This is a genomic window from Microbacterium sp. SS28 (assembly GCF_022761035.1).
Taxonomy (GTDB): domain Bacteria; phylum Actinomycetota; class Actinomycetes; order Actinomycetales; family Microbacteriaceae; genus Microbacterium.
Genome location: NZ_JAKWJP010000003.1, coordinates 324241 through 344992 on the forward strand (window position 1 = coordinate 324241; position 20752 = coordinate 344992).

Here is a 20752-nt window from a genome sequence, read left to right on the forward strand (position 1 = left end):
GCCCGCCGTGATCCTCTGACCCACGAGAAGCGGAGACACAGATGTCCGATCAGCAGATTCCCGCCCGGAACCCCGGGCTCGAAGAGGTCGCGCCCTTCGAGGAGCTGCTCGGCGGCGCCGCGGCCGCGCCCGCCGAGTCGTCGTTCGCGACGGTCTTCCGGGGGTACGACAAGGACGAGGTCGACTCCGCGATCGCCCGTCTGACCTCGCGCATGCGCGCCGACAGCGCCGAGATCGCGTTCCTCGAGGAGCGCTACCGCCGCGTGAACGAGACGGCAGGCGACCAGAGCCGCGAGGCACTCGAGCGCCTGCAGGCCGAGTCCGACGCGAAGCTCGCGGCGGCCGAGACCCGCAACCGCGAGAACCTCGAGCGCTTCCAGGCCAAGCTCACGGCCGCCAACACGCGCATCGCGAAGGCCGAGCAGAGCATCCAGGCCGAGGTGGCCGCGGCGACCGAGACGAGCCGCGAGACCGTCGAGCGCCTCGAGGCCGAGCTCACGGCCGCCACCGCGCGCGCCACGAAGGCCGAGTCGCGCGTCAAGACGCTGACCGACGAGCTCGTCGACGGCGGCGGCGAGACCGGGAACCGCCCGCAGTTCGAGGAGATCCTCCGCGTCGCCGAGGAGCAGGCGAGCCAGGTCATCCGCAACGCGAGCATCCAGGGCGACCGGCTGCTGGAGGCGTCGCGCAGCGAGATCGAGAACCGCCGCAAGGAGGTCCAGGCCGAGGCCGAGGCCATCCGCACGCAGGCCGGGCACGATGCGCAGCAGGCGCGCCTGAAGATCGAGACCGAGCTCATGGCGCACCAGGCGCGTCTCGAGCGCGAGGCCGCGCACGCGGCCGAGAAGGTCTCGCAGGCCGAGCAGGAGGCCGCCGCGATCCGCAGCGAGGCCGAGAGGGGCGCCGCGGCGCTGCGCTCGCTCGTCGCGCGCGAGACGGGGCTCTCCCGTTCCGAGGCCGAAGAGGCCGTCCGCGAGCTGCGGGTGCGCGCCCTCGAGTTCGAGGAGTCGCTCACGCGCCGCCAGGACGACGCGCAGCAGGAGTTCCTCGTGCTGCACAACCAGGCCGTCGCGCACGCGGAGCGCATCACTCAGGACGCCAACGACCAGGTCGCGGCGTCGCTCGAGCACGCACAGCGCGTCGGCGCCAAGGCCGACGACTTCGACCGACTGATGCGCGCGCAGGCGCAGCAGATCGAGGCGGACGCCAACATTCGCGCCCGCGAGCAGCTCGACCGCGCGCGGGTCAAGGCGCAGAAGATCATCGACACCGTCACGACGCACTCGCAGTCGGTGCTGCGCGACGCCGAGGACCGCACGCGTCAGCTGCGCTGGCAGCAGCACCAGCTCATGAGCTTCATGGCCGAGGTCAAGGAGCTCATCCGCCCCGAGATGACCCTCGAGGGCGCCGAGCAGGCGACTGAGCCGTTCCTCGGCGCGGACGCCCTCGCGCCCGTCGCCGGCTCGACCGACGAGGCGTCGGTCGACGAGATCTCGGTCGGCGATGTCTCGGTCGACGACGTCGACGCCGAGCTCGCCGAGCTCGTCGAGCAGGCCGCCGACGCCCAGGACGACGCGCAGGGCGACGCGCACGAGGGCGAGCAGCCCGCGCACGAGCACCACGGCTGAGGCATCGGGCCGCGGCCCGGCCTCATGACCACGACGCCGCCGGGCGGGAGCGATCCCGCCCGGTGGTTCGCGCTACTTCTTCAGCTGCCCGCGGATCTCGCCGCCGGGGTACGTCGACGTGTGCACGTTGACGTAGAACCCGCGCGGATTCTCCTGAATCCGCATGAGCAGCGCCGTGTCCGACACGGTCTCGCACCCCGCGGTCTCGAACGAGGTCCGGGGGAGCGTCTCGAGGTGGATCCTGATGCCGCCGTTGACGTTCCGCGCCGCCTCATGGACGTGCGCCGCAGCGGCCGGCGTCGTGAGACCCCAGACGTCGAGCGTCCAGCAGAACTGGTCGCCGTCGATCTCGTAGGTGAAGAAGCCGTGACCGTCGCTGTCGATCTCCGCGACCTCTTGGCCCGGATTGAGCGGCAGCGCGGGAGCGGCCTGTGCCGCCGCGCTCGTCCCGACCAGGAACGCGCTGACGGCCGCGACGACGAGCGCCGCGCGAACTGTGGTGTGCATGTGCATCCTCACTTCTGTGTGTGGGTGCCCGCTCGAACCGCACGGTACGCCTGCGTCTCCGCCGTCACAAGGGTGCGCGGCGCGCGAGGGCCGCGATCCGCGCCGGAGCACGGAACGGGCGAGGGCCGTCAGGCCGCGGAGGTCTCGCGGGCGATCGCCGCGATGAACGCGTCGACGTCGTCCTCGTGCGTGTCGAAGCTGCACATCCAGCGGACCTCGTTCTTGGCGGCATCCCAGTCATAGAAGCGGAAGCTCTCGCGCAGCCGGTCGGCGACGCCGTCGGGCAGCCTCGCGAAGACGCCGTTCGCCTGCGTCGGCTGCGTGAACGCGACGCCCCTGATCGAGCCGTCGGCAAGGCCGGCCTCGACGCCCGCGCGCAGTCGCTGCGCCATCGCGTTGGAGTGGTGGGCGTTGCGCAGCCACAGATCGCCCTCGAGCAGTGCGATGAGCTGTGCCGAGACGAAGCGCATCTTCGACGAGAGCTGCATGTTGAACTTGCGCAGGTAGGTCAGCCCCGTGGATGCCGCGGGGTCGAGCACGACGACGGCCTCGCCGAGCATCGCGCCGTTCTTCGTGCCGCCGAGACTCAGCACGTCGACGCCCGCGTCGCGCGTGAAGGCGCGCAGCGGCAGGTCGAGCGAGGCTGCGGCGTTCGCGATGCGCGCACCGTCGAGGTGCAGCCGCATGCCGAGCGGGTGGATGTGGTCGGCGATGGCGCGGATCTCGTCGGGCGTGTAGAGCGTGCCGAGCTCGGTCGACTGCGTGATCGACACGACGAGCGGCTGCGCGCGGTGCTCGTCGCCCCAGCCCCAGGCCTCGCGGTCGATGAGCTCGGGGGTCAGCTTGCCGTCGTCGGTAGGGACGCTCAGGATCTTGATGCCGGCGACGCGCTCGGGCGCCCCGCCCTCGTCGACGTTGATGTGCGCCGTCGACGCCGCGACGACGGCGCCCCAGCGGGGGAGCATCGACTGCAGGCCCGTGACGTTCGCGCCCGTGCCGTTGAAGACGGGGAAGGCCAGGGCGACGTCGCCGAAGTGCCGGCGCGCGACCTCCTGCAGCCGCTCCGTGTAGGCGTCCTCGCCGTACGCGACCTGATGGCCCGCGTTGGCCGCGGCGATCGCCGCGAGCACCTCGGGGTGGATGCCGGAATAGTTGTCGGAAGCGAAGCCGCGGATGTTCGGGTCATGCAGGGGGGTCACGGGCATCCAGCCTAGTTCGGCGCGGGTGTGAGGCCGCCGGTTCACATCGCCGCCCGTCCACAACTCCGGAGAGTCGGCGCCGAGCGGGCCTCGGAAGCGCTTCCCGGCCCCGCTCGCGGCCGGATCGCCGGAGTTATGCGCGATCGACTTCGGCGCCGAGAGTGACGACCGTGTCGTTGACATCGGCGGCGTCCGCATCGAACAGGCCGAGGAAGGACTCCGCGAGGATCTGCTCGAGTCCGTCGAGCGATTTCACACGGAAGATGACGGATGCCGCTTCCAGCGGCCGCCCGGCATCCCGCGCCGCCTTGGCGAAGCCCTGCGCGACCGCTCGCGTCCACGCCTCGCTCGCGGCCTTGACGGCGGCGTAGTTCGCGCCGCCCGCGAGGGGGCGGTCGAGCGCCGTCGAGGACACGATGGCGAGGCGCGCGGCATCCGACTCCCGCAGATCATCGTCGAAGGCGCGGGTGACGTGCCGCAGGGCCGTGAGCGATCGCTCGAGGAAGCGGAAGTCCTCATCGCTCTGGCCCGCGAGCCCGCCGCCGCCGCGCCATCCGCCCACGAGGTGCAGGATGCCGTCGACCCGCGTGCCGACGCTGCGCAGGCCGCCCGCGAGCGCGCGCACGGCGGCCTCGTCGGTCAGATCGACCGCCGCCGTCTCGACGGCCGGGAGCTCTTCCGCGAGGGCGGCGAGCTTCGCGGGGTCGCGCCCCGCGACGACGACGTGCGCGCCACGCTCGAGCGCGGCCCGGGCCGCGACGGTCCCGGCGAGGCTCGTCCCTCCCGCGAGGAGGAGCGTGCAGCCCTGCAGTGAAGCGGTCATGCCCTCATCCTGGCATCCGGGTTCCGCATGTCGGTGGGGGTGGTTAGCCTCGAGGAGTGGCCCACGACACCGATCCGTCCGGCGTGCCCGGTGAGGTGACGCTCGCCCCTCCGGGCGGCATGCGCGTCTTCGTCCAGGTGCTCGTCAACACGGCGGTCGCGAACATCACGACGAGCTTCCTCTGGTTCGCGCTGACGTTCTGGGCGTACCTCGAGACGCAGTCGGTGCTCGCGACGGGGCTCATCGGCGGCGCGTACATGCTGCTGATCGCCCTGTTCGGCATGCTGTTCGGCACGGTCGTCGACAAGCACCGCAAGCACCGCGTCATGATCTTCTCCGGCGTCGCGACGCTCATCGCGTTCGTCGTCGCGGGGGTGCTGTGGCTCGCGCTCGGCGAGGCCGTGCTCATCGACCTCGGCGGACCGTGGTTCTGGGTCTTCTCTGTCATCATCCTGCTCGGCGCCGTCGTCGAGAACCTGCGCAACATCGCCCTCTCGACGACCGTCACGCTGCTCGTGCCGGTCGAGCGGCACGCCAACGCGAACGGTCTCGTCGGCACAGTGCAGGGCGCGGCGTTCATGGTGACGAGCATCTTCAGCGGCCTCGCGATCGGCCTGCTCGGCATGGGGTGGACGCTCGCGATCGCGCTGTTCCTGACGGCGGCGGCGCTCATCCACCTGCTCTTCATCCGCATCCCCGAGGCGGTGCCCGCCGCCTCCGCCGAGAAGCTGCCGCTCATCGACCTGCGCGGAAGCGTCAAGGCCGTCGCGGCGGTGTCGGGCCTGTTCGCCCTGATCCTGTTCTCGACGCTCAACAACCTCATCGGCGGCGTCTACATGGCGCTCATGGACCCCTACGGCCTCACGCTCTTCCCCGTCGAATGGTGGGGCGTCGTCCTGGGCATCACGGCGACGGGGTTCATCATCGGCGGCGCGCTCATCGCCAAGTTCGGCCTCGGTCGCAACCCGATCAAGACGATGCTGCTCTTCGTCATCGCGATGGGCGTGCTCGGCAGCCTCTTCACGATCCGCGACTGGTGGTGGCTCTACGCCCTCGGGATCTGGCTGTACATGTGCATCATCCCGGTCGTCGAGGCATCCGAGCAGACGGTCATCCAGAAGGTCGTCCCCTACGAGACGCAGGGTCGCGTGTTCGGCTTCGCGCAGGCGTTCGAGGCATCCGCCGCGCCCGTGACGGCGTTCCTCATCGCTCCGCTCGCGCAGTTCTGGATCATCCCCTACATGGATTCCGAAGAGGGTCAGCAGACATGGGGATGGCTGCTCGGCGAGGGCGAGGCGCGCGGCATCGCGCTCGTGTTCTTCTTCTCGGGGCTCGTGATGATCGCGCTCGGGCTGCTGGCCTTCACGACGCGCGCCTACCGCACGCTGTCTGCCGAGTACGAGACCGGAGTGCCCGTCGCCGCCGACGCGGCGAACGACTGACCCGTCAGTCGGTGCCGCGGATGCCCTCGGTCGAGTCGATGACGGCGCGCATCTTCTTCTCGAGCGCCTCGTAGAACATCGACAGCGGGAACTCGTCGTCCAGGACCGCGTCGGTGTAGCCCTTCGGCGTGCCCGCGAGGACCTCGTCCGGGAGGCCGCGCGCCCACGTCGAGGCGGGGTTCGGCGTCAGCGTGCCGCGCACGAGCTCGTAGGCCGCGAGCCAGTGCGCCGTCTTCGGCCGGTCGATGGACTTCCAGTACAGCTCGTCGATGGCATCGCCGAGCGCGACGACGGCGGCCGGGACGTCGTCCCAGTCGAACGCGAGCGACGTGTCGGTCCAGTGCAGCACGCCGCGCTGGTGCAGCCACGCGAAGAGCAGCTGCCCCCCGACCCCGTCGTAGTTGCGGACGCGCGAGCCCGTGATCGCGAAGCGGAAGATCCGGTCGAAGATCACGGCGTACTGCACGAGCCGCGCGTGCTCGAGCATCGCCTGCTCGGCTTCGCTCAGCGCCTCCTGCCCCAGGGCGTCGCGGGCCGAGAGCCGCTGCTCGATCGCGACGCACTCGCGGAACGCCGTGAGGTCGCACCGCAGCTCCTCGAGCGAATACAGGAAGTACGGCATCCGCTGCTTGATCATGAACGGGTCGAAGGGCAGATCGCCGCGCATGTGGGTGCGGTCGTGGATGATGTCCCACATGACGAAGGTCTGCTCGGTGAGCGCCTGATCGTCGAGCATGCGTGCGGCGTCGTCGGGCATGTCGAGCTTCGTGATCTCGCATGCAGCGCGCACGACGCGGCGGTAGCGCGCCGCTTCGCGGTCCTGGAAGATCGCGCCCCACGTGAAGGTCGGGATCTCTCGCATCGCGACGGTCTCGGGGAACAGCACGGCCGAGTTCGTGTCGTAGCCGGGGGTGAAGTCGATGAGGCGCAGCGACACGAAGAGCTTGTTCGAGTAGTCGCCCGCCTCGAGCTGCGCGATGAACTCGGGCCAGATCCCCTCGACGATGAGGGCCTCCACGTGCCGGTCGCGCGATCCGTTCTGCGTGTACATCGGGAACACGACGAGATGACGGATGCCGTCGATCCGGTGCCGCTGCGGCTGGAACGCGACGAGCGAGTCGAAGAAGTCCGGGATGCCGAATCCTCCGTCCGCCCAGCGCTCGAAGTCGTGCATCGAGGCCGAGAGATACTCGACGTCGTGCGGGAAGGCGGGCGTCAGCTCGCGGATCGCCTCGACGATCGCCTCGACGTGGGACCGCGCCTCCGCGCGGTCGTCGGGGTCGGGCACCGAGCCGTCCTGGGCCTGCAGGGGGTGCAGCGCCGTCGCCGCATCCTTGAGCCGCAGCCAGGCGGGGCTGTGCTCGACGGTGGCCGAACTGGTGGGGGTCTGCGTCAGGGTCATGCGGGCCTCCGATCGAGAGGTGACAGGAAAATGTTCGGTATTGTGCACCGGATGCCGATATTCTTCCATGTATGGAGGATGCTGTCGACCAGGCCATCACGCTCGAGCTCGCCCGCGACGGAAGGGCGACGCTCGCGCGGCTTTCGGAGGTCGCGGGGCTCTCCGTCTCGGCGACGCAGGCGCGCGTGCGCCGGCTCGAGACGCAGGGGATCATCGTCGGCTACCGGGCGGTGCTCGACGCCGAGGCCGTCGGCCGTCCGCTGTCGGCGTTCATCGAGATCACGCCGCTGGACCCCGGTCAGCCCGACAACGCGCCCGAGCTGCTCGAGCACCTCGCCGCGATCGAGGCGTGCCACTCCATCGCCGGCGACGCGAGCTACATGCTCTTCGTGCGGGTCGCATCGCCGCGTGATCTCGAGGCGCTGATCCGCGACATCCGGTCTGCGGCATCCGTCAACACGCGGACGACCGTCGTCCTGCAGACCTTCTACGAGAGCCGGCCGATCGCGCCCGCCCCCGACGGAGGCTGACCGCCCCGCGGTGCCGCGGGTACGCTCGGGCCATGGCGACGCCGGAGATCCTGCTGCAGCCGCGACCCACCGGCGCCGGCCTGCTCATCGTCCGCAACCCCGCCTCGGGCGCGGACGTGCTGCGTCGCGATCCGACCGACGTCATCGCCGAGCGGCTTCCCGACGCGACAGTGCACGAGCTGGCCGAGGGGGAGGAGCTCGCCGAGGTCGTCGAGGCCGCGCTCGCCGGCTCGGAGCCGCCGACAGTGCTGGGCGTGCTCGGCGGGGACGGCTCGGTAGCCCGCATGGCGCAGCTCGCCCGGCACCACGGGCTTCCGCTGCTCGCGCTTCCCGGCGGCACCTTCAATCACTTCGCCCGCGCCATCGGGGTCGACAGCGTCGACGCCGCGATCGACGCGCTCGCGGCGGGCACGGGCGTCTCGGTCACGGTGGCCGAGGTCACCGCCGACGGCGGCGAGCCTGCCCTCGCCCTCAACGCGGTCTCGTTCGGCACCTATGCGCAGGTGGTCGCGGAGCGCGAGGAGCGGCGCGACGATCTCGGCAAGTGGATCGGCGGTGTCGTCGCGGCATGGCGCGCGCTGCGGGCAGCGGCGCCGACGGTCATCGTCCGCGACGGTCGCCGCGCGAAGGTGTGGTCCGCCTTCGTGAGTGTGGGCTCGAACGTCCCGGGCCAGGTCGCGATGATGCAGCGTCAGACGTTCGATGACGACGTGCTCGACATCCGCCTCCATCACGCGCGCGGGACGCGCCTGCGGGCCCTCGCCTCGCTCGCCTTCGGGCGAAAGACGACGGCGGTGCTGCGGGCCGTCCGCATCATGCCCCCCGACTCGGATGTCGAGCGCATCGTGGCGACCGACTTCGAGGTCCGGGTGCGTCCCGCGGCCGACGCCGTCTCGGTGTACGTGCACGACGGCGAGCTCGAGGAGCAGGCTCCGGAGGGCTACACGCTGCGCGTCCGCGTCGTCCCGGATGCCGTGCGGGTCTACGCCCCACCGCCGGCGGACTGAGTCTCGATCCTCGCTTTCGGGCCGGTCAGAGGCACCCTCTTGACAATAGGAAGATATCTGCCCAATAATTTTCGCATGAGACGTCGTGCCGGAACCCTCGTGCCGCTGGAGGCCGAGATCCTCGACGCCGCGCTCCAGATGCGGCGCAGCGGCGAAGACAGCTTCCACGGCTTCGCGCTCGCGAAGGTGCTCGCGGGCGAAGGGACGACGCTCACGGCGCACGGCACCCTGTACAAGGCGCTCGGCCGGCTCGAGCAAGCGGGCCTGCTCGAGAGCGATTGGGAGGATGCCGCCGCCGGCGAGGCGGAGGGCCGTCCACGCCGGCGCCTCTACCGCGTGACGGGGACGGGCCAGCTCGCCCTCGCCGCGCACCGGGCCGAGAACTCGCGCGGCGCTCCCCTCGGGCGCGCCGCCTGGGAGGCGCTGTGAACGCGCAGCGGGGTCCGGGAACGACAGTCCGGGACGAGCGGGCGGCCGAGGCTGCCGCGTCGATCGCCCGCGGCTGGGTCCGCTGGTACTCCGGATTCGTGGGTGCGGAGGCGTCCGAGCGTCGCCGTGCCGAGATCGAATCCGATCTGTGGGAGCAGCGGGCCGATGCGCGACAGAGAGGGGCGCGGCCGATGGCCGCGGCCGTTTCGATCGCATCGCGGGTCGTCGGCGGTGTGCCGCACGATCTGCTGTGGGTACGAACACAACGCCTGACCATGCGGGGTCTGCAGGCCGAACGAAAGGCCATCCCCGTGAACCCCCTCGATCACACCCTGTCGCGCTGGTGGTGGGTCGCCGGAGCCGCCGTGCTCGCCGCGATCTTCCTCGGCGCAGGCATCGACAACCTCACCGCCGACTACGGGCCCCTCCCGGGCTCGGCGGCGCAATGCTTCGCCTACATGTCCGTGCTCATCGCGGGCATCGCGTGCAGCTACAAGGCTCCGCGCACGAGCGCGGCACTGATCGCGCCGATGGGTCTGGTCACCGTCGTCGCCTGGTGGGCCCCGCCGCTCGTGGCGTTCGGCATCGCGATCGCCGTCGGCGCGATCATCCAGCTCGTACGGCTCAGTGCGACGGGCTTCCTGCCGCGTGCCGGCGCCGTCCTCGGTGCACTGCTGCTCGGGGTCGCCGCAGTCGCCCCCGCGATCGGCGCGAGTCCTGCAATGTCGAACCCGCAGCCGTTCTTCATGGCTCTGGCGCTCGCATGCGCCGTGGGCGGCACCGCTCTGCTCGTCGTCACTCGGGCGCGCGCGCCGCGCACGGAGCAGACGCGCAGCACCCCGTCCCTCGTCGCCTGACCTGCGGGGCCTCGCCCCGCTCCCCGACCCGGCACGGCCGCGGCTCCCGCCGCGACCCCGCACGTGCCGGCCGCGGTCCGGGATGCCGCTCGGCACGGCATCCCGGACCCGCGTACGCCCTGCGGCGGATGCGGATACATCGCGGGACGGATGCCGCGGCATCCGCTCTCCCGTAGCGTGAAACGGTGTTCCGCCCGCTCAAGCCGTACCAGATCGTCGTCGACGTCGTCCTCGCGGGGCTGTTCGCGCTCATCGTGGCGCCGGTCGAGCTGAGCCTCGCGGTCACCGCCGACACGAACGCCCTCGGCACGGCGCTCATCACCGTGCTCTTCGCGGGCGCGCTGGCGGTGCGGCGACTGTCGCCGGGCCTGTCGCTGGGCATCGCGTGGGTCGGCGCGATCGTGCAGATGGGCTTCGGGCGAAACCCCGGCCCCGTCGATCTCGCGATCTTCGCGGTGCTCTTCGCGACGGCCGCCTACGGCTCACGTCTCGTCTTCTGGCTCGGGTTCTCGTCCGCGATCGTCGGCGCCGGCGTCATCACGCTCTACCTGTTCGCGGGCCCCGTCGTCGTGACGGGTCTCGACTGGTCGACGATCACGACGGCGGCGGCCGTCCTCATCGCGGCACTGTTCGCCCTCCTGCTCGCCTGGACCGTCGGAGCCCTCGTGCGCACCGCCATACGCGCCCGCGAGAACCGCGCGGCGCAGCAGCGCGCCGAGCAGGTGACCGTCGCGGAGCAGGAGCGCGTGCGCATCGCCCGCGACATGCACGACGTCGTGGCGCACTCGCTCACGGTCGTCATCGCGCAGGCCGACGGGGCGCGGTACGCCTCGGCCGCCGATCCTGCGGCCGTCCCCGCCGCCCTCGAGACCATCTCGGCGACGGCGCGCTCGGCGCTCGCCGATGTCCGCCTGCTGCTGACGCAGCTGCGCCATAGTCAGGGCGACGGGCCTCAGCCGACGCTCGCCGATCTCGAGGGCCTCTACGCGCAGGTGCGCGCGGCCGGTGTCGACCTGCGCGTCGACGTCGACCCCGCGCCGCCCGGCGGCCCGCCCGCCGCGGCCCAGCTCGCGGTCTACCGCATCCTGCAGGAAGCCCTCACGAACGCCCTCCGCCACGGCGACGGGGGAGCCGTCGAGGTGCGGCTCGCCTGGCTCGCCGATCGCGTCGAGCTCTCGGTCCGCAACGCGATGGGGACGGATGCCGCTCCCGGCGCAGGCCACGGCGTCATCGGCATGCGCGAGCGGGCGCAGCTCGCGGGCGGCTCGCTCACGGCCGAGGCAGCGGACGGCGTGTTCGTCGTGCGCTCGGTGATCCCGATCGGGGCGACGGCATGACGATCCGGGTCGTGCTCGTCGACGACCAGGCGCTGTTCCGCGCCGGCATCCGGATGCTCGTCGACTCGCAGCCCGACCTCCAGGTCGTCGGCGAGGCCGCCGACGGGCGGGAGGCGATCACGGTCGTGCGCGCCACGGCACCCGACGTCGTGCTCATGGACATCCGCATGCCCGTCCTCGACGGCCTCGCCGCGACCGCCGAGCTGCTGCGCGACGCCGATCCGCCGCGCATCGTCATGCTCACCACGTTCGACCTCGACGAGTCCGCCGCGCGCGCGATCCGGCAGGGCGCGAGCGGATTCCTGCTGAAGGACGCCGACCCCGAGTTCCTGCTCGCGGCGATCCGCACGGTGCACGGGGGATCGGCCGTCATCGCGGCATCCGCGACTCGCGAGCTGTTCGAGAGATTCACGGATGCTGCTCCCCGGCCAGTCCCGCCCGCCTTCCGTGACCTGACGGAGCGCGAGCGCGAGATCTTCGCGCTCGCCGCGCGCGGGCTCTCGAACGCCGAGATCGCGGCGCGGGAGTTCCTCTCGGAGGCGACCGTGAAGACCCACATCAGCCGCATCCTCACGAAGCTCGCCCTGCGCGACCGCGTGCAGCTCGTCGTCTTCGCCTTCGAGCACGGCCTCGCCTGACGGGCCGCGCACGGCCAGGTCCGGCGCGGGTCAGCGGCCTTCGAGGGCCGCGCGGTGCTTCGCGTAGCGCGGCTTGCCGACCCAGCGCCACAGCAGGCGGACCGGACCGGGCAGGCTCTTGCGCATCCACGCATCGCCGCCGTCGGGCTGCGACGCGAGGATGAGCCCGAGCGAGTTCCACGTCTGGCCCTTCGGCGTCGACTTGCGCCCGTGCTCCGAGAACCACTCGACCTCGCGCTGCGTGATGACGGTCTCCATGACCGGCACGATGTTCGTCTCCTCATCCGGCAGGTGCATCGCCAGCGCCGCGTTGACCCCGTCGACGGCGGTCAGCAGGGGAGCGGCATCCGTCGCCGTCGCCGACCCTCGCCACGCGGGAAGCGCCCCGTCCATCGCCGAGAGGTGCACGAGCAGCTGCGCGTGCTGCTCCTTCATGCGCTCGACGTGCACGGCGCACGCGGGTGCGCGCTCGGCGAGCGGCCCCCACAGGCGCGCGTCCTCGCCCTCGTGGTGGGCGTGCAGCGCGACCGACAGCAGGTCGAGCTGCTCCGCGACGACGGCGGCGTGAGCCGTGTCGCCCGGTGCCACGCCGCGCACGAGCCGCGGGGCCTCGCCGAACCCCGCCTTGTACATGCGATGGATCTCGGCCATGCCGCTCGCGTCGCACGTCTTCGCCTTCGGGACGTCGCCGCTGGGCGGCAGAGGTGTCGCGGGCATGGGGGCTCCTTCGTCGGGTTCGCGCCGACGCTATCGCCGTCCGCCGACAGGCGGAAGGCCGCGTGCCGTCATGGACGCACACATCATCCTTCCGATGTACACGGATGCCTCTCCCGGCCGACGCGCCGAGCCGGCCGCCGTTCGTACCGTCGAAGGCATGCACATCTCCTCCACCGACCTGGGCCTGGCCGCCCGGGTGCAGCAGCTGACCAAGACCTACGGCACCGGCGAAGGCGGCGTGACGGCGCTCGACGCCGTGACCGTCGGCGTCCGCCGCGGCGAGTTCACCGCGATCATGGGACCCTCGGGCTCGGGCAAGTCGACGCTCATGCACATCATGGCGGGCCTCGACGCGCCGACGAGCGGTCGCGCCTGGATCGGCGACACCGAGATCACGGGCCTCAGCGACCTCGAGCTGACGATCCTGCGGCGCCGCCGCGTCGGGTTCGTCTTCCAAGCGTTCAACCTCGTGCCGACGCTCGACGCGATCGGCAACATCCTGCTGCCGTTCGACCTCGACGGTCGCCGCCCCACGGCGCTCGAGCGCGCCCGCGTCGACGGGCTCGTCGAGACCCTGGGGCTCGGGGCGCGCCTGCGGCACCGCCCGCACCAACTGTCGGGCGGCCAGCAGCAGCGCGTCGCGATCGCCCGCGCCCTCGCGACGGCGCCCGACCTGGTCTTCGCCGACGAGCCGACGGGCAACCTCGACTCGCGATCGGGCCGCGAAGTGCTCGGCCTGCTGCAGACCGCGAGCCGCACGCACGGCCAGTCGATCGCGATGGTGACGCACGATCCCATCGCAGCGAGCCACGCCGACCGGGTCATCTTCCTCGGGGATGGCCGCATCACGGCAGACAAGCCGCGCCAGAGCGCCGAGGAGATCTCGGCGTTCATGCTCGCGGCCGAGCTCGGCGCCGCGGGGATCGAAGCCTCGGAGGTTTCGGCGTGAGCACCGCCACAGCAGACATCGGGATGCCGCGGGCAGCGGCCGCCGTCCCGCTCGCGTGGCTCCGCGAACGGGGCATGGGGGCGAGCGTCCTCGTCGCTGCGCTGTCGAGCGCCTTCGGCGTCGTGCTCATCTCGGCGACGGGGTTCATCGCGGCGATGCTGTCGGCCGACCCGTACATCGGCGACAGCGAGACCCTGGCCGCCGTGCTCAGCATCATGACGGTGCTGCTGGTCGGCGTCGCGGTGTACGTCGCGTCGATCGTGACGGCCAACACCTTCGCGACCGTCGTCGCGGGGCGCACGCGGCAGATCGCCCTCCTGCGACTCATCGGTGCGTCAGCACGAGCGCAGCGCGGCGAGGTCGCCCGTCAGGGACTTCTCGTCGGAGTCGTCGGCGCGTTCCTCGGCCTCATCGCCGGCACGATCCTCGCCGCGGTCGGCGTGTGGCTCACGATCGAGCTGCTCGACCTGCAGGGCGTCTCGTACGCCGTCGTTCAGCCTGCGCTGCTGATCCCGGCCGCCGTCGTGGCGCTCACGACGTGGGCCGCCGCGTGGGCGGGCTCGCGGCGCGTTCTGAGCGTGACGCCGCTGCAGGCGCTCGGCGGGTCCGTCGAGGCCTCGCGCGAGACGCTCGTCCGCCGCAGCGCGCGCAACGCCGCCGCGATCGCGCTGTTCGCGATCGGCGGCGGACTGCTCGCGCTCGGCATCTTCGCGGGGCTCTTCACGCCGCTGGGGGTGCTCGTCGCGTTCATGGGCGGCATCCTGTCGTTCACGGGGCTCGCGCTCGGCGCGACGATCGTCATGCCGCCCGTCCTCCGGCTCGTGGGCCGCGCCTTCGGCACGTCGGCGCCCGCGCGTCTCGCCGCCGAGAATGCGCTGCGATATCCCGAGCGCTCGAGCCGCATGGCCATCGGGGTCGTCATGGGAGTGACGCTCGTCACGATGTTCGCCGTCGCGCTCGAGTCGGTCAAAGCCGTGCTCGCGAAGGCGGCGGGCGGCGAGCTGCCGGGGGAGATGGCGGCGGTCATCGACTCGTTCTCGGCGATCATGATCGGGCTCGTCGCGGTGTCCGCCGTCATCGCGGGCGTGGGGCTCGTCAACCTGCTGACCCTCGGCGTCGTGCAGCGCCGGCGCGAGCTCGGGCTCCTGCGGGCTCTCGGCCTCGCCAACGCCCAGGTGCGTCGCGTCGTGCTGCTCGAGGCCGCGCACATCACGATCGCGGCCCTCGCGACGGGGCTCGTGCTCGGCATCGCGTACGGCTGGGCGGGTGCGCAGTCCCTCCTCGGATCGGTCCCGATGGACCCGACCGCCACGACGCACTCGCCGACGTTCGTGTGGCCCGCCGTGCCGTTCTGGCCTGTCGTGGTCGTCGTGATCGCGACCGCCGTGCTCACCCTCGTCGCGGCGGTCGTCCCGACGCGGCTCGCGACGCGCGTCGCGCCGGTCGAGGCGCTCGCCGAGTAGACGGCACGCGCGCCGCTCGGGGCGGTGCGCGTGCGATTCGGGATGCCGCGGCCCGGCTTCGGCCGCGGCATCCCTCCCTCTCGCAGTCGCTCCGCGTCGACGTGCCACTCGTCCGCGCAAGCGATCGTCGAGCTGCCGTGTCTTCCGGCAACCCGACGGGATCAGGTCGGGTCAGCCTGGATCAGGCGGGGTCGGCCGGCTCGACGTCGTGCGCCCATGTCGGGGCGAGTGCCCGGATGCGCGCGCCGCGCCACTGCCACACTCCCCACAGGAGAGGCCAGAGGGCGGGCGCCGTCGGGCCTCCGATGACGAGCCGGTCGCGCCACAGCGTCTTGCCGGGATCACCCGGGGCGGGCGAGATCGCCATCTGGTGGTCCCACACATCGAGACTCGCGAGCGGGCCCGTGAGCGGGATGCCGCTGTCGCGGAACACCCGCACAGGACCCTGCGGCCCCTTGGCGAACCACTCGCTCATGTGGATGAGCTGCCGCCCCATGGGCACGATGCCCAGGGCGCTCAATTGCACGGGGACGTCGTCGCCCGGCTGCCACGACGTCGGAAGGGAACCGGGCACGAGCGGATCGAGGTCGAGCAGCGGTCCGTAGAGCTCCGCAACGGCGCGGGGCGAGTGGACGGCCCGCCACGCGGCATCCGCGTCACAGTCGATCACGAGCTTCAGCAGAACGCGCATGCCCCAGTCTTGCACCGCGCCCGCCTCCCGGCGGATGCGGGGGCGGGGCTTGACAGCGCGCTCGCCTAGGCTGTCGGGATGCCCGAGACGTCCTCGCCCTTCGACCAGTCCACGTACCAGGTGCGCTTCGACTGGGGCGTCGACGGACTCGCGCGCCTCGCTCATGCCGATGTCGTCGTGCTCGTCGACGTGCTGGGGCTCTCGGCGGCGGCGATCGAGGCGGTCGAGAAGGGCGAGCAGACGGCGACGGATGCCGCTCCCGCGGCCGCCGCGCTGGTCGAGGCGGCCGCGCAGTCCGGTGCCGTCGTGGTGGTCGGAGGGCTCCGCAACGCGGGCGCCGTCGCGGCGGAAGTGCTCGCCGCGCAGGAGCGCCGCGCCGCGCGAGCCAGCGTCGCGGTGATCGCGGCGGGCAAGCCTGCCGAGGGCGGAACCCGCTTCGCGGTCGAGGATCTCCTGGGGGCGGGAGCCGTCATCGACGCACTCTCGGACCGCGGGATCGACCACTCGTCGCCCGAGGCCGCCGTCACGGGCGAGTCGTTCCGCGGCCTCCGCCGCGCGACCCGCCACCTGCTCACGGCGAGCGGCTCGGGCCGGGCGCTCCAAGGCCGCGTCGACCTCCTGCACGCCGCGGCCGCGGTCGACGCCTCGACCGCGGTGCCGGTCCTGCGGCACGGAGCCTTCACCGCCGCCTGACGCCTGCGCTGAGGGTCAGCGGGGGGTCATCGCGGCGAGGCGCGTCGCGGGGGTGATCTCGCGCCGCTCCCACGTGAAGAGGTGCCGCGCGTCGAACCGCGGAGCGCATTTGACGCACGACGTCGCCCGCGACGGCTTGCGGTGCCGGTACGCGGTGTGCCCCGCGGGGCACACGCCGACCCAGGGGGCGAGGTCGGTCGCGGTCTCGCCGCGGTGCGTCACGCCGCCGACATAGCCCAGGTCGCGGGCCACCGTCTTCCAGCGGGGGCCGTGCGCGGCATCCGGACCCGCGAGCGCATGCGCGACCTCGTGCAGGAGCGTCTGATGATTCGTGTCGTCGTCGTAGCGCGCCGTCAGGTAGCGCGACACGGATATGCGCTTGCGCGTGTAGTCGCACAGGCCCGCCCGGCGCTTCGCGTTGTCGAACGCGAAGGTCCATGAATCGTCGAGGTGGGTCGCGATGAGGGCCTCGGCCCACCGTCGCACACGCTGCAGTTCCGACATGCCGGTGAGATTAGAACAGACGTGCGACAGTCAGCTCGCGACCGATCGCGCGCGGCGACGGTCGGCGGCGTCGATCGCAAGGAGGGCCGCCTCGAGCTGATCGTCGGTTGCGCCCGAGTCCTGGCGCAGGAAGAGTGCGCGCTTGAAGTCGGTGCGGGCCGCATCGAAGTCCTCGACCTCGTAATGCACCTTGCCGCGATGCTGATACGCGAAGGCCGCGATGGCTCCCCAGCCCTGGCCCTCGGCCTCTTCCGCGCAGGTCGTGAGCTCCTGCTCGGCGGCCGCGAAGGCGCCGCGCTGGTGCATGACCGAGGCATGCAGGATGCGGGCGCGCAGGAGGTCCTTGCGGGTGCCCGCCATGCGCGCGAGGCGCACCGACTCCTCCGAGAGCACGAGCGAGTCGTCGAGTCGGTCGAGCACCTTCAGCAGCCACACGCGCTCGAGCAGCGCCGTGAGGCTGCGCTGCTCGCCGATCTCGTCGAGTCGCTCCTTGCACTGGCGGGGATCGATCTGCTCCCGCAGCGTCTCGGCGTCGTAACCGTGGATGTAGCTCACCGTCGACTCCTCTCCGCGGACCGGCTCGCGTTCCAGTGTGCCCTGCCGGTGGCGAGGCGCGGGAGTCGGCACGCCGGGTCGCGGCATCCGGAATCGTCGTCTTCGTCTTCGGGGCGCGTCAGCGTTCGAAGAGGGATGCCGCGGGCTTGGGCGACGGCGTCGCGTCGGCGTCGGTCGCGGGTCGGGCTCCGCGCACGAACTCGTCGAGCTCGGCGCCCTGCGAGACCTTGGCCGGGTGGGGCCCCGCGGCCATGAGACGGGGCAGCCATTCGGTGGGAAGCGGGGCACCCGAAGCCGCGATGACGAGATTGCCGAACCGGCGGCCCTTGAGCGTCTGCACCTCGGCGAGCACGACGACGTGCGGGAGGACGGCCCGCACCGTCGCGACCTGGCGGCGCGCGAACGCGAGGCCCGCGCCGTCGGCGACGTTGACGAGCAGCACGCCCTCCGGGGCGAGCAGGTGGGCGGCCGCTGTGTAGAACTCGATGGTCGTGAGGTGGGCGGGCGTCTGGGCGCCGGAGTAGACGTCGGACACGAGCAGATCCACGGCGCCCGTCAGCCCCGCGGGGAGCCGCCCGAGCCCCTCGCGGGCGTCGCCGATGCGCACGCGCACGGCGGCTCCGCGCGGAAGCGGCAGATGCTCGCGCACGAGGTCGACGAGCGCCGGCTCGAGCTCGATGACCTGCTGCCTGGACCCCGGACGGGTCGCCTCGACGTACCGCGGGATCGTCAGCGCTCCCGCGCCGAGGTGCACGGCGGTGAGGGGCTGGCGCGGCATCCGGAGCTGATCGATGACCGCCCCCATGCGCGCGACGTACTCGAAATGCAGGTGCGTCGGATCGTCGAGGTCGACGTGCGACTGCGGCGTGCCGTCGACGACGAGCTCGAAGCCGGACGTGAAGGCGGAGGGTGAGATCCGCGCGATCGTGCCGTCGCCGAGGCGCGCCTGCGGCTCGTCAGCGGGTTCTCGTCGCGCTCGGGCCATGCGTCCACGCTAGCCCGACGCGCGTGATGCGACGGGGCTACCGTGGGCACATGGCCACGATCGACCTCAACGCCGACCTCGGCGAGACCGTCGACGGAGCGCCGACGGCCGACGACGAGGCGATGTTCGCCGTGATCTCGAGCGCGAGCGTCGCGTGCGGCGGGCATGCCGGCGATGCCGCGTCGATGCGTGACGCCGTCGCGCGAGCGGCCCGCTTCGGCGTCGCCGTCGGAGCCCATCCTTCGTACCCCGACCGGGCCCGGTTCGGCCGCACGCGCATCGCGATCGCGCCGGACGAGCTGCGCGCCTCGGTCGCCGAGCAGCTCGCGGGGCTCGTCGCGGCGGGCGCGCGCATCTGGTACGTCAAGCCGCACGGCGCGCTGTACCACGCCGTGACCCTCGACCGCGCGGAGGCCGACGCCGTCGCGGGGGCCGTCGCCGACCTCGCGCAGAGCCTCGGCCGCGCGCTGCCGATCCTCGGTCTCGACGGGGCCATCGCCGGGGCGGCGCACGCGGCGGGCCTGCCGTTCGTGCGCGAGGCTTTCCTCGACCGCGGCTACCGCGCGGACGGATCGCTCGTGCCGCGCGGTGAGCCCGGAGCCCTGCTCGACGACCCCGCCGCCGTCGCTGCGCGTGCCGTGCGCCTCGCGCGCGAGGGGCGGGTCGACGCCGTCGACGGGACGGATGTCGCCGCCGACGCCGCCTCCCTCTGCCTGCACGGCGACTCGCCCGCGGCCGTCGCGATGGCGCGCGCCGTCCGCGCCGCGCTCGACGCCGAAGGCATCGAGGTGCGGGCGCCGTGGTGATCGCGACGCGTCTGCTGCCGATGGGGGATCGCGCGGTCCTCGCGGAGGTCGGCTCGCTCGACGACGTGCTGGCGCTGCACGCGGCGCTCGCCGCCTCGCGCGTCGAGGGGGTCATCGACCTCGTTCCCGCTGCGCGGACCGTGCTCGTGCACGTCGACCCGAGCGCCCTCACCCTCGCGGCGGCGCGGTCGTGGATCGACCGCGCGGCCAGGGAGACGGATGCCGCAGCCCCCGTGCCGGCCGACGCCCCGGTCGTCGAGCTCGACGTCGCCTACGACGGGCCCGACCTCGCCTCCACCGCCGGCCTGCTGGCCATCGGACCGGGCGAGCTCGCGGAGCGGCACGCCGCGGCGGAGTGGACTGTCGCCTTCACGGGCTTCGCGCCGGGCTTCGCGTACCTCGTGAGCCCCGCGTGGACCTTCGACGTGCCGCGCCTCGCAAGCCCGCGTACGCGCGTGCCGGCCGGGGCGATCGGCCTCGCCGCGGGGTTCGCGGGCGCGTATCCCCGCGAGACCCCGGGAGGCTGGCGGCTCATCGGCACGACCTCGGCTGCGCTCTTCGATCCGGATGCCGCGGCCCCCGCGCTCCTGACCCCCGGCGCGCGCGTGCGCTTCGTTCCGCGCGCCACCGGGCCCGCGACCGCGGGGGCGTCGGGGACCGGGGGCGACGCCTCGGCAGGCTCGGCGACCGTGGGGGAGGACGCGGCCGAGGCGGCCCAGCGGAGCATCCGGATCATCGAGCCGGGCCTGCTCGCGACGATCCAGGACCTCGGGCGGCCCGGTGCGGCATCCCTCGGCGTCGCGCTCTCGGGTGCGCTCGATCGCGGTGCCCTGCGCACCGCGAACCGGCTCGTCGGCAACCTCGAGCATGCCGCGGGAATCGAGATCACGATGGGCGGACTCCGCGCCGTCGCCCAGGGCGACCTCTGGTTCGCCGTGACGGGCGCGTGGGGGCCGATCCTTCTGGACGGGCGGCAGGTCGATCCGTACGAGGCGCATCCGTGGGCCGCGGGCGCAGAGCTGCGCGTCGACTGGTTCGCGCACGGCGCGCGCGGCTTCCTCGCGATCCGGGGCGGGCTCGGCGGACGCGCCGTGCTCGGATCGCGTGCGACGGATCTGCTCGCAGGCCTCGGGCCCGCGCCGCTGCACGCGGGCGACGCCGTCGCCGTGCGGGACGAGGCATCCGGTCCCGTCCCCGTCGCCGGCATCGCGCCGTGGGGGGCGCCCGACGACGCCGATCTCGTCGTGGAGCTCGCGCCGGGCCCGCGTGCCGACTGGTTCGCGGCATCCGCTCTCGTCGACCTCTACGAGTCCGTCTGGACCGTCACGAACGATGCCGACCGCGTCGGTGTGCGACTGGACGGACCCGTCCTCGAGCGCGTCCGGCACGGCGAGCTTCCGAGCGAGGGGATGGCCGTCGGCGCGCTGCAGGTGCCGCCGACCGGTCGGCCGACGATCCTCCTCATGGACGGCCCCGTGACGGGCGGCTACCCCGTCATCGCGGTCGTGACGGATGCCGCGCTCGACGCGATCGCGCAGGCGCGGCCGGGCACCCGCATCCGCTTCCGGCATGCCCGCGCGAACTGACGGC

Annotated in this window: 22 protein-coding genes; 13 read left to right on the plus strand and 9 right to left on the minus strand. The window is 72.6% G+C overall.

What is annotated here, in order from left to right:
• Positions 1 to 41: 41 nt before the first annotated feature.
• Positions 42 to 1628 (plus strand): hypothetical protein, encoded by a 1587-nt coding sequence (locus MJ607_RS10645; protein ID WP_243075571.1) that lies wholly within the window; start codon positions 42 to 44, stop codon positions 1626 to 1628.
• A gap of 72 nt (positions 1629 to 1700) precedes the next feature.
• Here the strand turns inward: MJ607_RS10645 and MJ607_RS10650 are convergent, their stop codons facing one another.
• From MJ607_RS10650 to MJ607_RS10660, 3 genes are all read right to left on the minus strand, one after another.
• Entirely contained in the window at positions 1701 to 2135 is a 435-nt protein-coding gene (locus MJ607_RS10650; protein WP_243075572.1) for a CHRD domain-containing protein, read from the minus strand.
• A gap of 128 nt (positions 2136 to 2263) precedes the next feature.
• On the minus strand, positions 2264 to 3334 hold the full coding sequence (locus tag MJ607_RS10655) for a low specificity L-threonine aldolase (RefSeq protein WP_243075573.1): 1071 nt from the start codon (positions 3332 to 3334) through the stop codon (positions 2264 to 2266).
• A 133-nt stretch (positions 3335 to 3467) separates the two neighbouring features.
• A complete protein-coding gene (locus MJ607_RS10660; protein WP_243075574.1) occupies positions 3468 to 4157 on the minus strand; it encodes an SDR family oxidoreductase in 690 nt (229 codons plus the stop codon).
• Between the two features lie 119 nt (positions 4158 to 4276).
• Here MJ607_RS10660 and MJ607_RS10665 point away from each other — a divergent pair, with 119 nt between their 5' ends.
• Positions 4277 to 5599, plus strand: a complete 1323-nt coding sequence (locus MJ607_RS10665) for an MFS transporter (protein ID WP_243075771.1) — start codon at positions 4277 to 4279, stop codon at positions 5597 to 5599.
• A gap of 4 nt (positions 5600 to 5603) precedes the next feature.
• Here the strand turns inward: MJ607_RS10665 and MJ607_RS10670 are convergent, their stop codons facing one another.
• On the minus strand, positions 5604 to 7001 hold the full coding sequence (locus tag MJ607_RS10670) for a DUF6421 family protein (RefSeq protein WP_243075575.1): 1398 nt from the start codon (positions 6999 to 7001) through the stop codon (positions 5604 to 5606).
• Positions 7002 to 7072: 71 nt separating this feature from the next.
• Between MJ607_RS10670 and MJ607_RS10675 the strand changes: the two genes are divergently transcribed.
• The 6 genes from MJ607_RS10675 (at position 7073) to MJ607_RS10700 (ending at position 11799) form a co-directional block, all read left to right on the plus strand.
• Positions 7073 to 7531 carry an Lrp/AsnC family transcriptional regulator gene (locus MJ607_RS10675; RefSeq protein ID WP_243075576.1) on the plus strand — a complete coding sequence of 153 codons (459 nt, stop codon included), beginning with the start codon at positions 7073 to 7075 and terminating at the stop codon, positions 7529 to 7531.
• Positions 7532 to 7563: 32 nt separating this feature from the next.
• The gene (locus tag MJ607_RS10680) at positions 7564 to 8538 is read left to right on the plus strand and encodes a diacylglycerol kinase family protein (RefSeq protein ID WP_243075577.1); all 975 of its coding nucleotides are present in this window, start codon (positions 7564 to 7566) and stop codon (positions 8536 to 8538) included.
• Positions 8539 to 8613: 75 nt separating this feature from the next.
• Positions 8614 to 8967 carry a PadR family transcriptional regulator gene (locus tag MJ607_RS10685; RefSeq protein ID WP_243075578.1) on the plus strand — a complete coding sequence of 118 codons (354 nt, stop codon included), beginning with the start codon at positions 8614 to 8616 and terminating at the stop codon, positions 8965 to 8967.
• Positions 8964 to 9824, plus strand: coding sequence for a hypothetical protein (locus tag MJ607_RS10690; protein ID WP_243075579.1), 861 nt, complete (start codon positions 8964 to 8966; stop codon positions 9822 to 9824). Before MJ607_RS10685 ends, MJ607_RS10690 begins: the two co-directional genes overlap by 4 nt.
• Before the next feature lie 185 nt (positions 9825 to 10009).
• Positions 10010 to 11161, plus strand: a complete 1152-nt coding sequence (locus MJ607_RS10695) for a sensor histidine kinase (protein WP_243075580.1) — start codon at positions 10010 to 10012, stop codon at positions 11159 to 11161.
• Positions 11158 to 11799 carry a response regulator transcription factor gene (locus MJ607_RS10700; RefSeq protein ID WP_243075581.1) on the plus strand — a complete coding sequence of 214 codons (642 nt, stop codon included), beginning with the start codon at positions 11158 to 11160 and terminating at the stop codon, positions 11797 to 11799. The genes MJ607_RS10695 and MJ607_RS10700 overlap by 4 nt, the downstream gene beginning before the upstream one ends.
• Positions 11800 to 11829: 30 nt before the next feature.
• Here the strand turns inward: MJ607_RS10700 and MJ607_RS10705 are convergent, their stop codons facing one another.
• Positions 11830 to 12516 carry a hemerythrin domain-containing protein gene (locus MJ607_RS10705; RefSeq protein WP_243075582.1) on the minus strand — a complete coding sequence of 229 codons (687 nt, stop codon included), beginning with the start codon at positions 12514 to 12516 and terminating at the stop codon, positions 11830 to 11832.
• Between the two features lie 157 nt (positions 12517 to 12673).
• On the opposite strand from MJ607_RS10705, the gene MJ607_RS10710 reads away from it, so the two are divergent.
• Positions 12674 to 13465, plus strand: coding sequence for an ABC transporter ATP-binding protein (locus tag MJ607_RS10710; RefSeq protein ID WP_243075772.1), 792 nt, complete (start codon positions 12674 to 12676; stop codon positions 13463 to 13465).
• 23 nt (positions 13466 to 13488) lie between these two features.
• Positions 13489 to 14928, plus strand: coding sequence for an ABC transporter permease (locus MJ607_RS10715; protein WP_243075773.1), 1440 nt, complete (start codon positions 13489 to 13491; stop codon positions 14926 to 14928).
• A gap of 181 nt (positions 14929 to 15109) precedes the next feature.
• Here MJ607_RS10715 and MJ607_RS10720 read toward each other — a convergent pair whose 3' ends face one another.
• The gene (locus MJ607_RS10720) at positions 15110 to 15619 is read right to left on the minus strand and encodes a hypothetical protein (RefSeq protein ID WP_243075583.1); all 510 of its coding nucleotides are present in this window, start codon (positions 15617 to 15619) and stop codon (positions 15110 to 15112) included.
• Between the two features lie 78 nt (positions 15620 to 15697).
• Here MJ607_RS10720 and MJ607_RS10725 point away from each other — a divergent pair, with 78 nt between their 5' ends.
• Positions 15698 to 16312 carry a 2-phosphosulfolactate phosphatase gene (locus MJ607_RS10725; RefSeq protein ID WP_243075584.1) on the plus strand — a complete coding sequence of 205 codons (615 nt, stop codon included), beginning with the start codon at positions 15698 to 15700 and terminating at the stop codon, positions 16310 to 16312.
• A gap of 15 nt (positions 16313 to 16327) precedes the next feature.
• Here MJ607_RS10725 and MJ607_RS10730 read toward each other — a convergent pair whose 3' ends face one another.
• The 3 genes from MJ607_RS10730 to MJ607_RS10740 all read right to left on the minus strand — a co-directional run bounded on the left by MJ607_RS10730 (position 16328) and on the right by MJ607_RS10740 (position 18356).
• Positions 16328 to 16816, minus strand: coding sequence for a SprT-like domain-containing protein (locus MJ607_RS10730; RefSeq protein ID WP_243075585.1), 489 nt, complete (start codon positions 16814 to 16816; stop codon positions 16328 to 16330).
• A 30-nt stretch (positions 16817 to 16846) separates the two neighbouring features.
• Complete coding sequence (locus MJ607_RS10735) at positions 16847 to 17371, minus strand: hypothetical protein (protein WP_243075586.1); 525 nt, start codon at positions 17369 to 17371, stop codon at positions 16847 to 16849.
• A 118-nt stretch (positions 17372 to 17489) separates the two neighbouring features.
• Complete coding sequence (locus tag MJ607_RS10740) at positions 17490 to 18356, minus strand: spermidine synthase (protein WP_243075587.1); 867 nt, start codon at positions 18354 to 18356, stop codon at positions 17490 to 17492.
• A 50-nt stretch (positions 18357 to 18406) separates the two neighbouring features.
• On the opposite strand from MJ607_RS10740, the gene MJ607_RS10745 reads away from it, so the two are divergent.
• Both MJ607_RS10745 and MJ607_RS10750 read left to right on the plus strand, forming a co-directional pair.
• Complete coding sequence (locus MJ607_RS10745; RefSeq protein ID WP_243075588.1) at positions 18407 to 19162, plus strand: 5-oxoprolinase subunit PxpA; 756 nt, start codon at positions 18407 to 18409, stop codon at positions 19160 to 19162.
• Positions 19156 to 20748 carry an urea amidolyase family protein gene (locus tag MJ607_RS10750; RefSeq protein WP_243075589.1) on the plus strand — a complete coding sequence of 531 codons (1593 nt, stop codon included), beginning with the start codon at positions 19156 to 19158 and terminating at the stop codon, positions 20746 to 20748. Before MJ607_RS10745 ends, MJ607_RS10750 begins: the two co-directional genes overlap by 7 nt.
• Positions 20749 to 20752 lie beyond the last annotated feature (4 nt).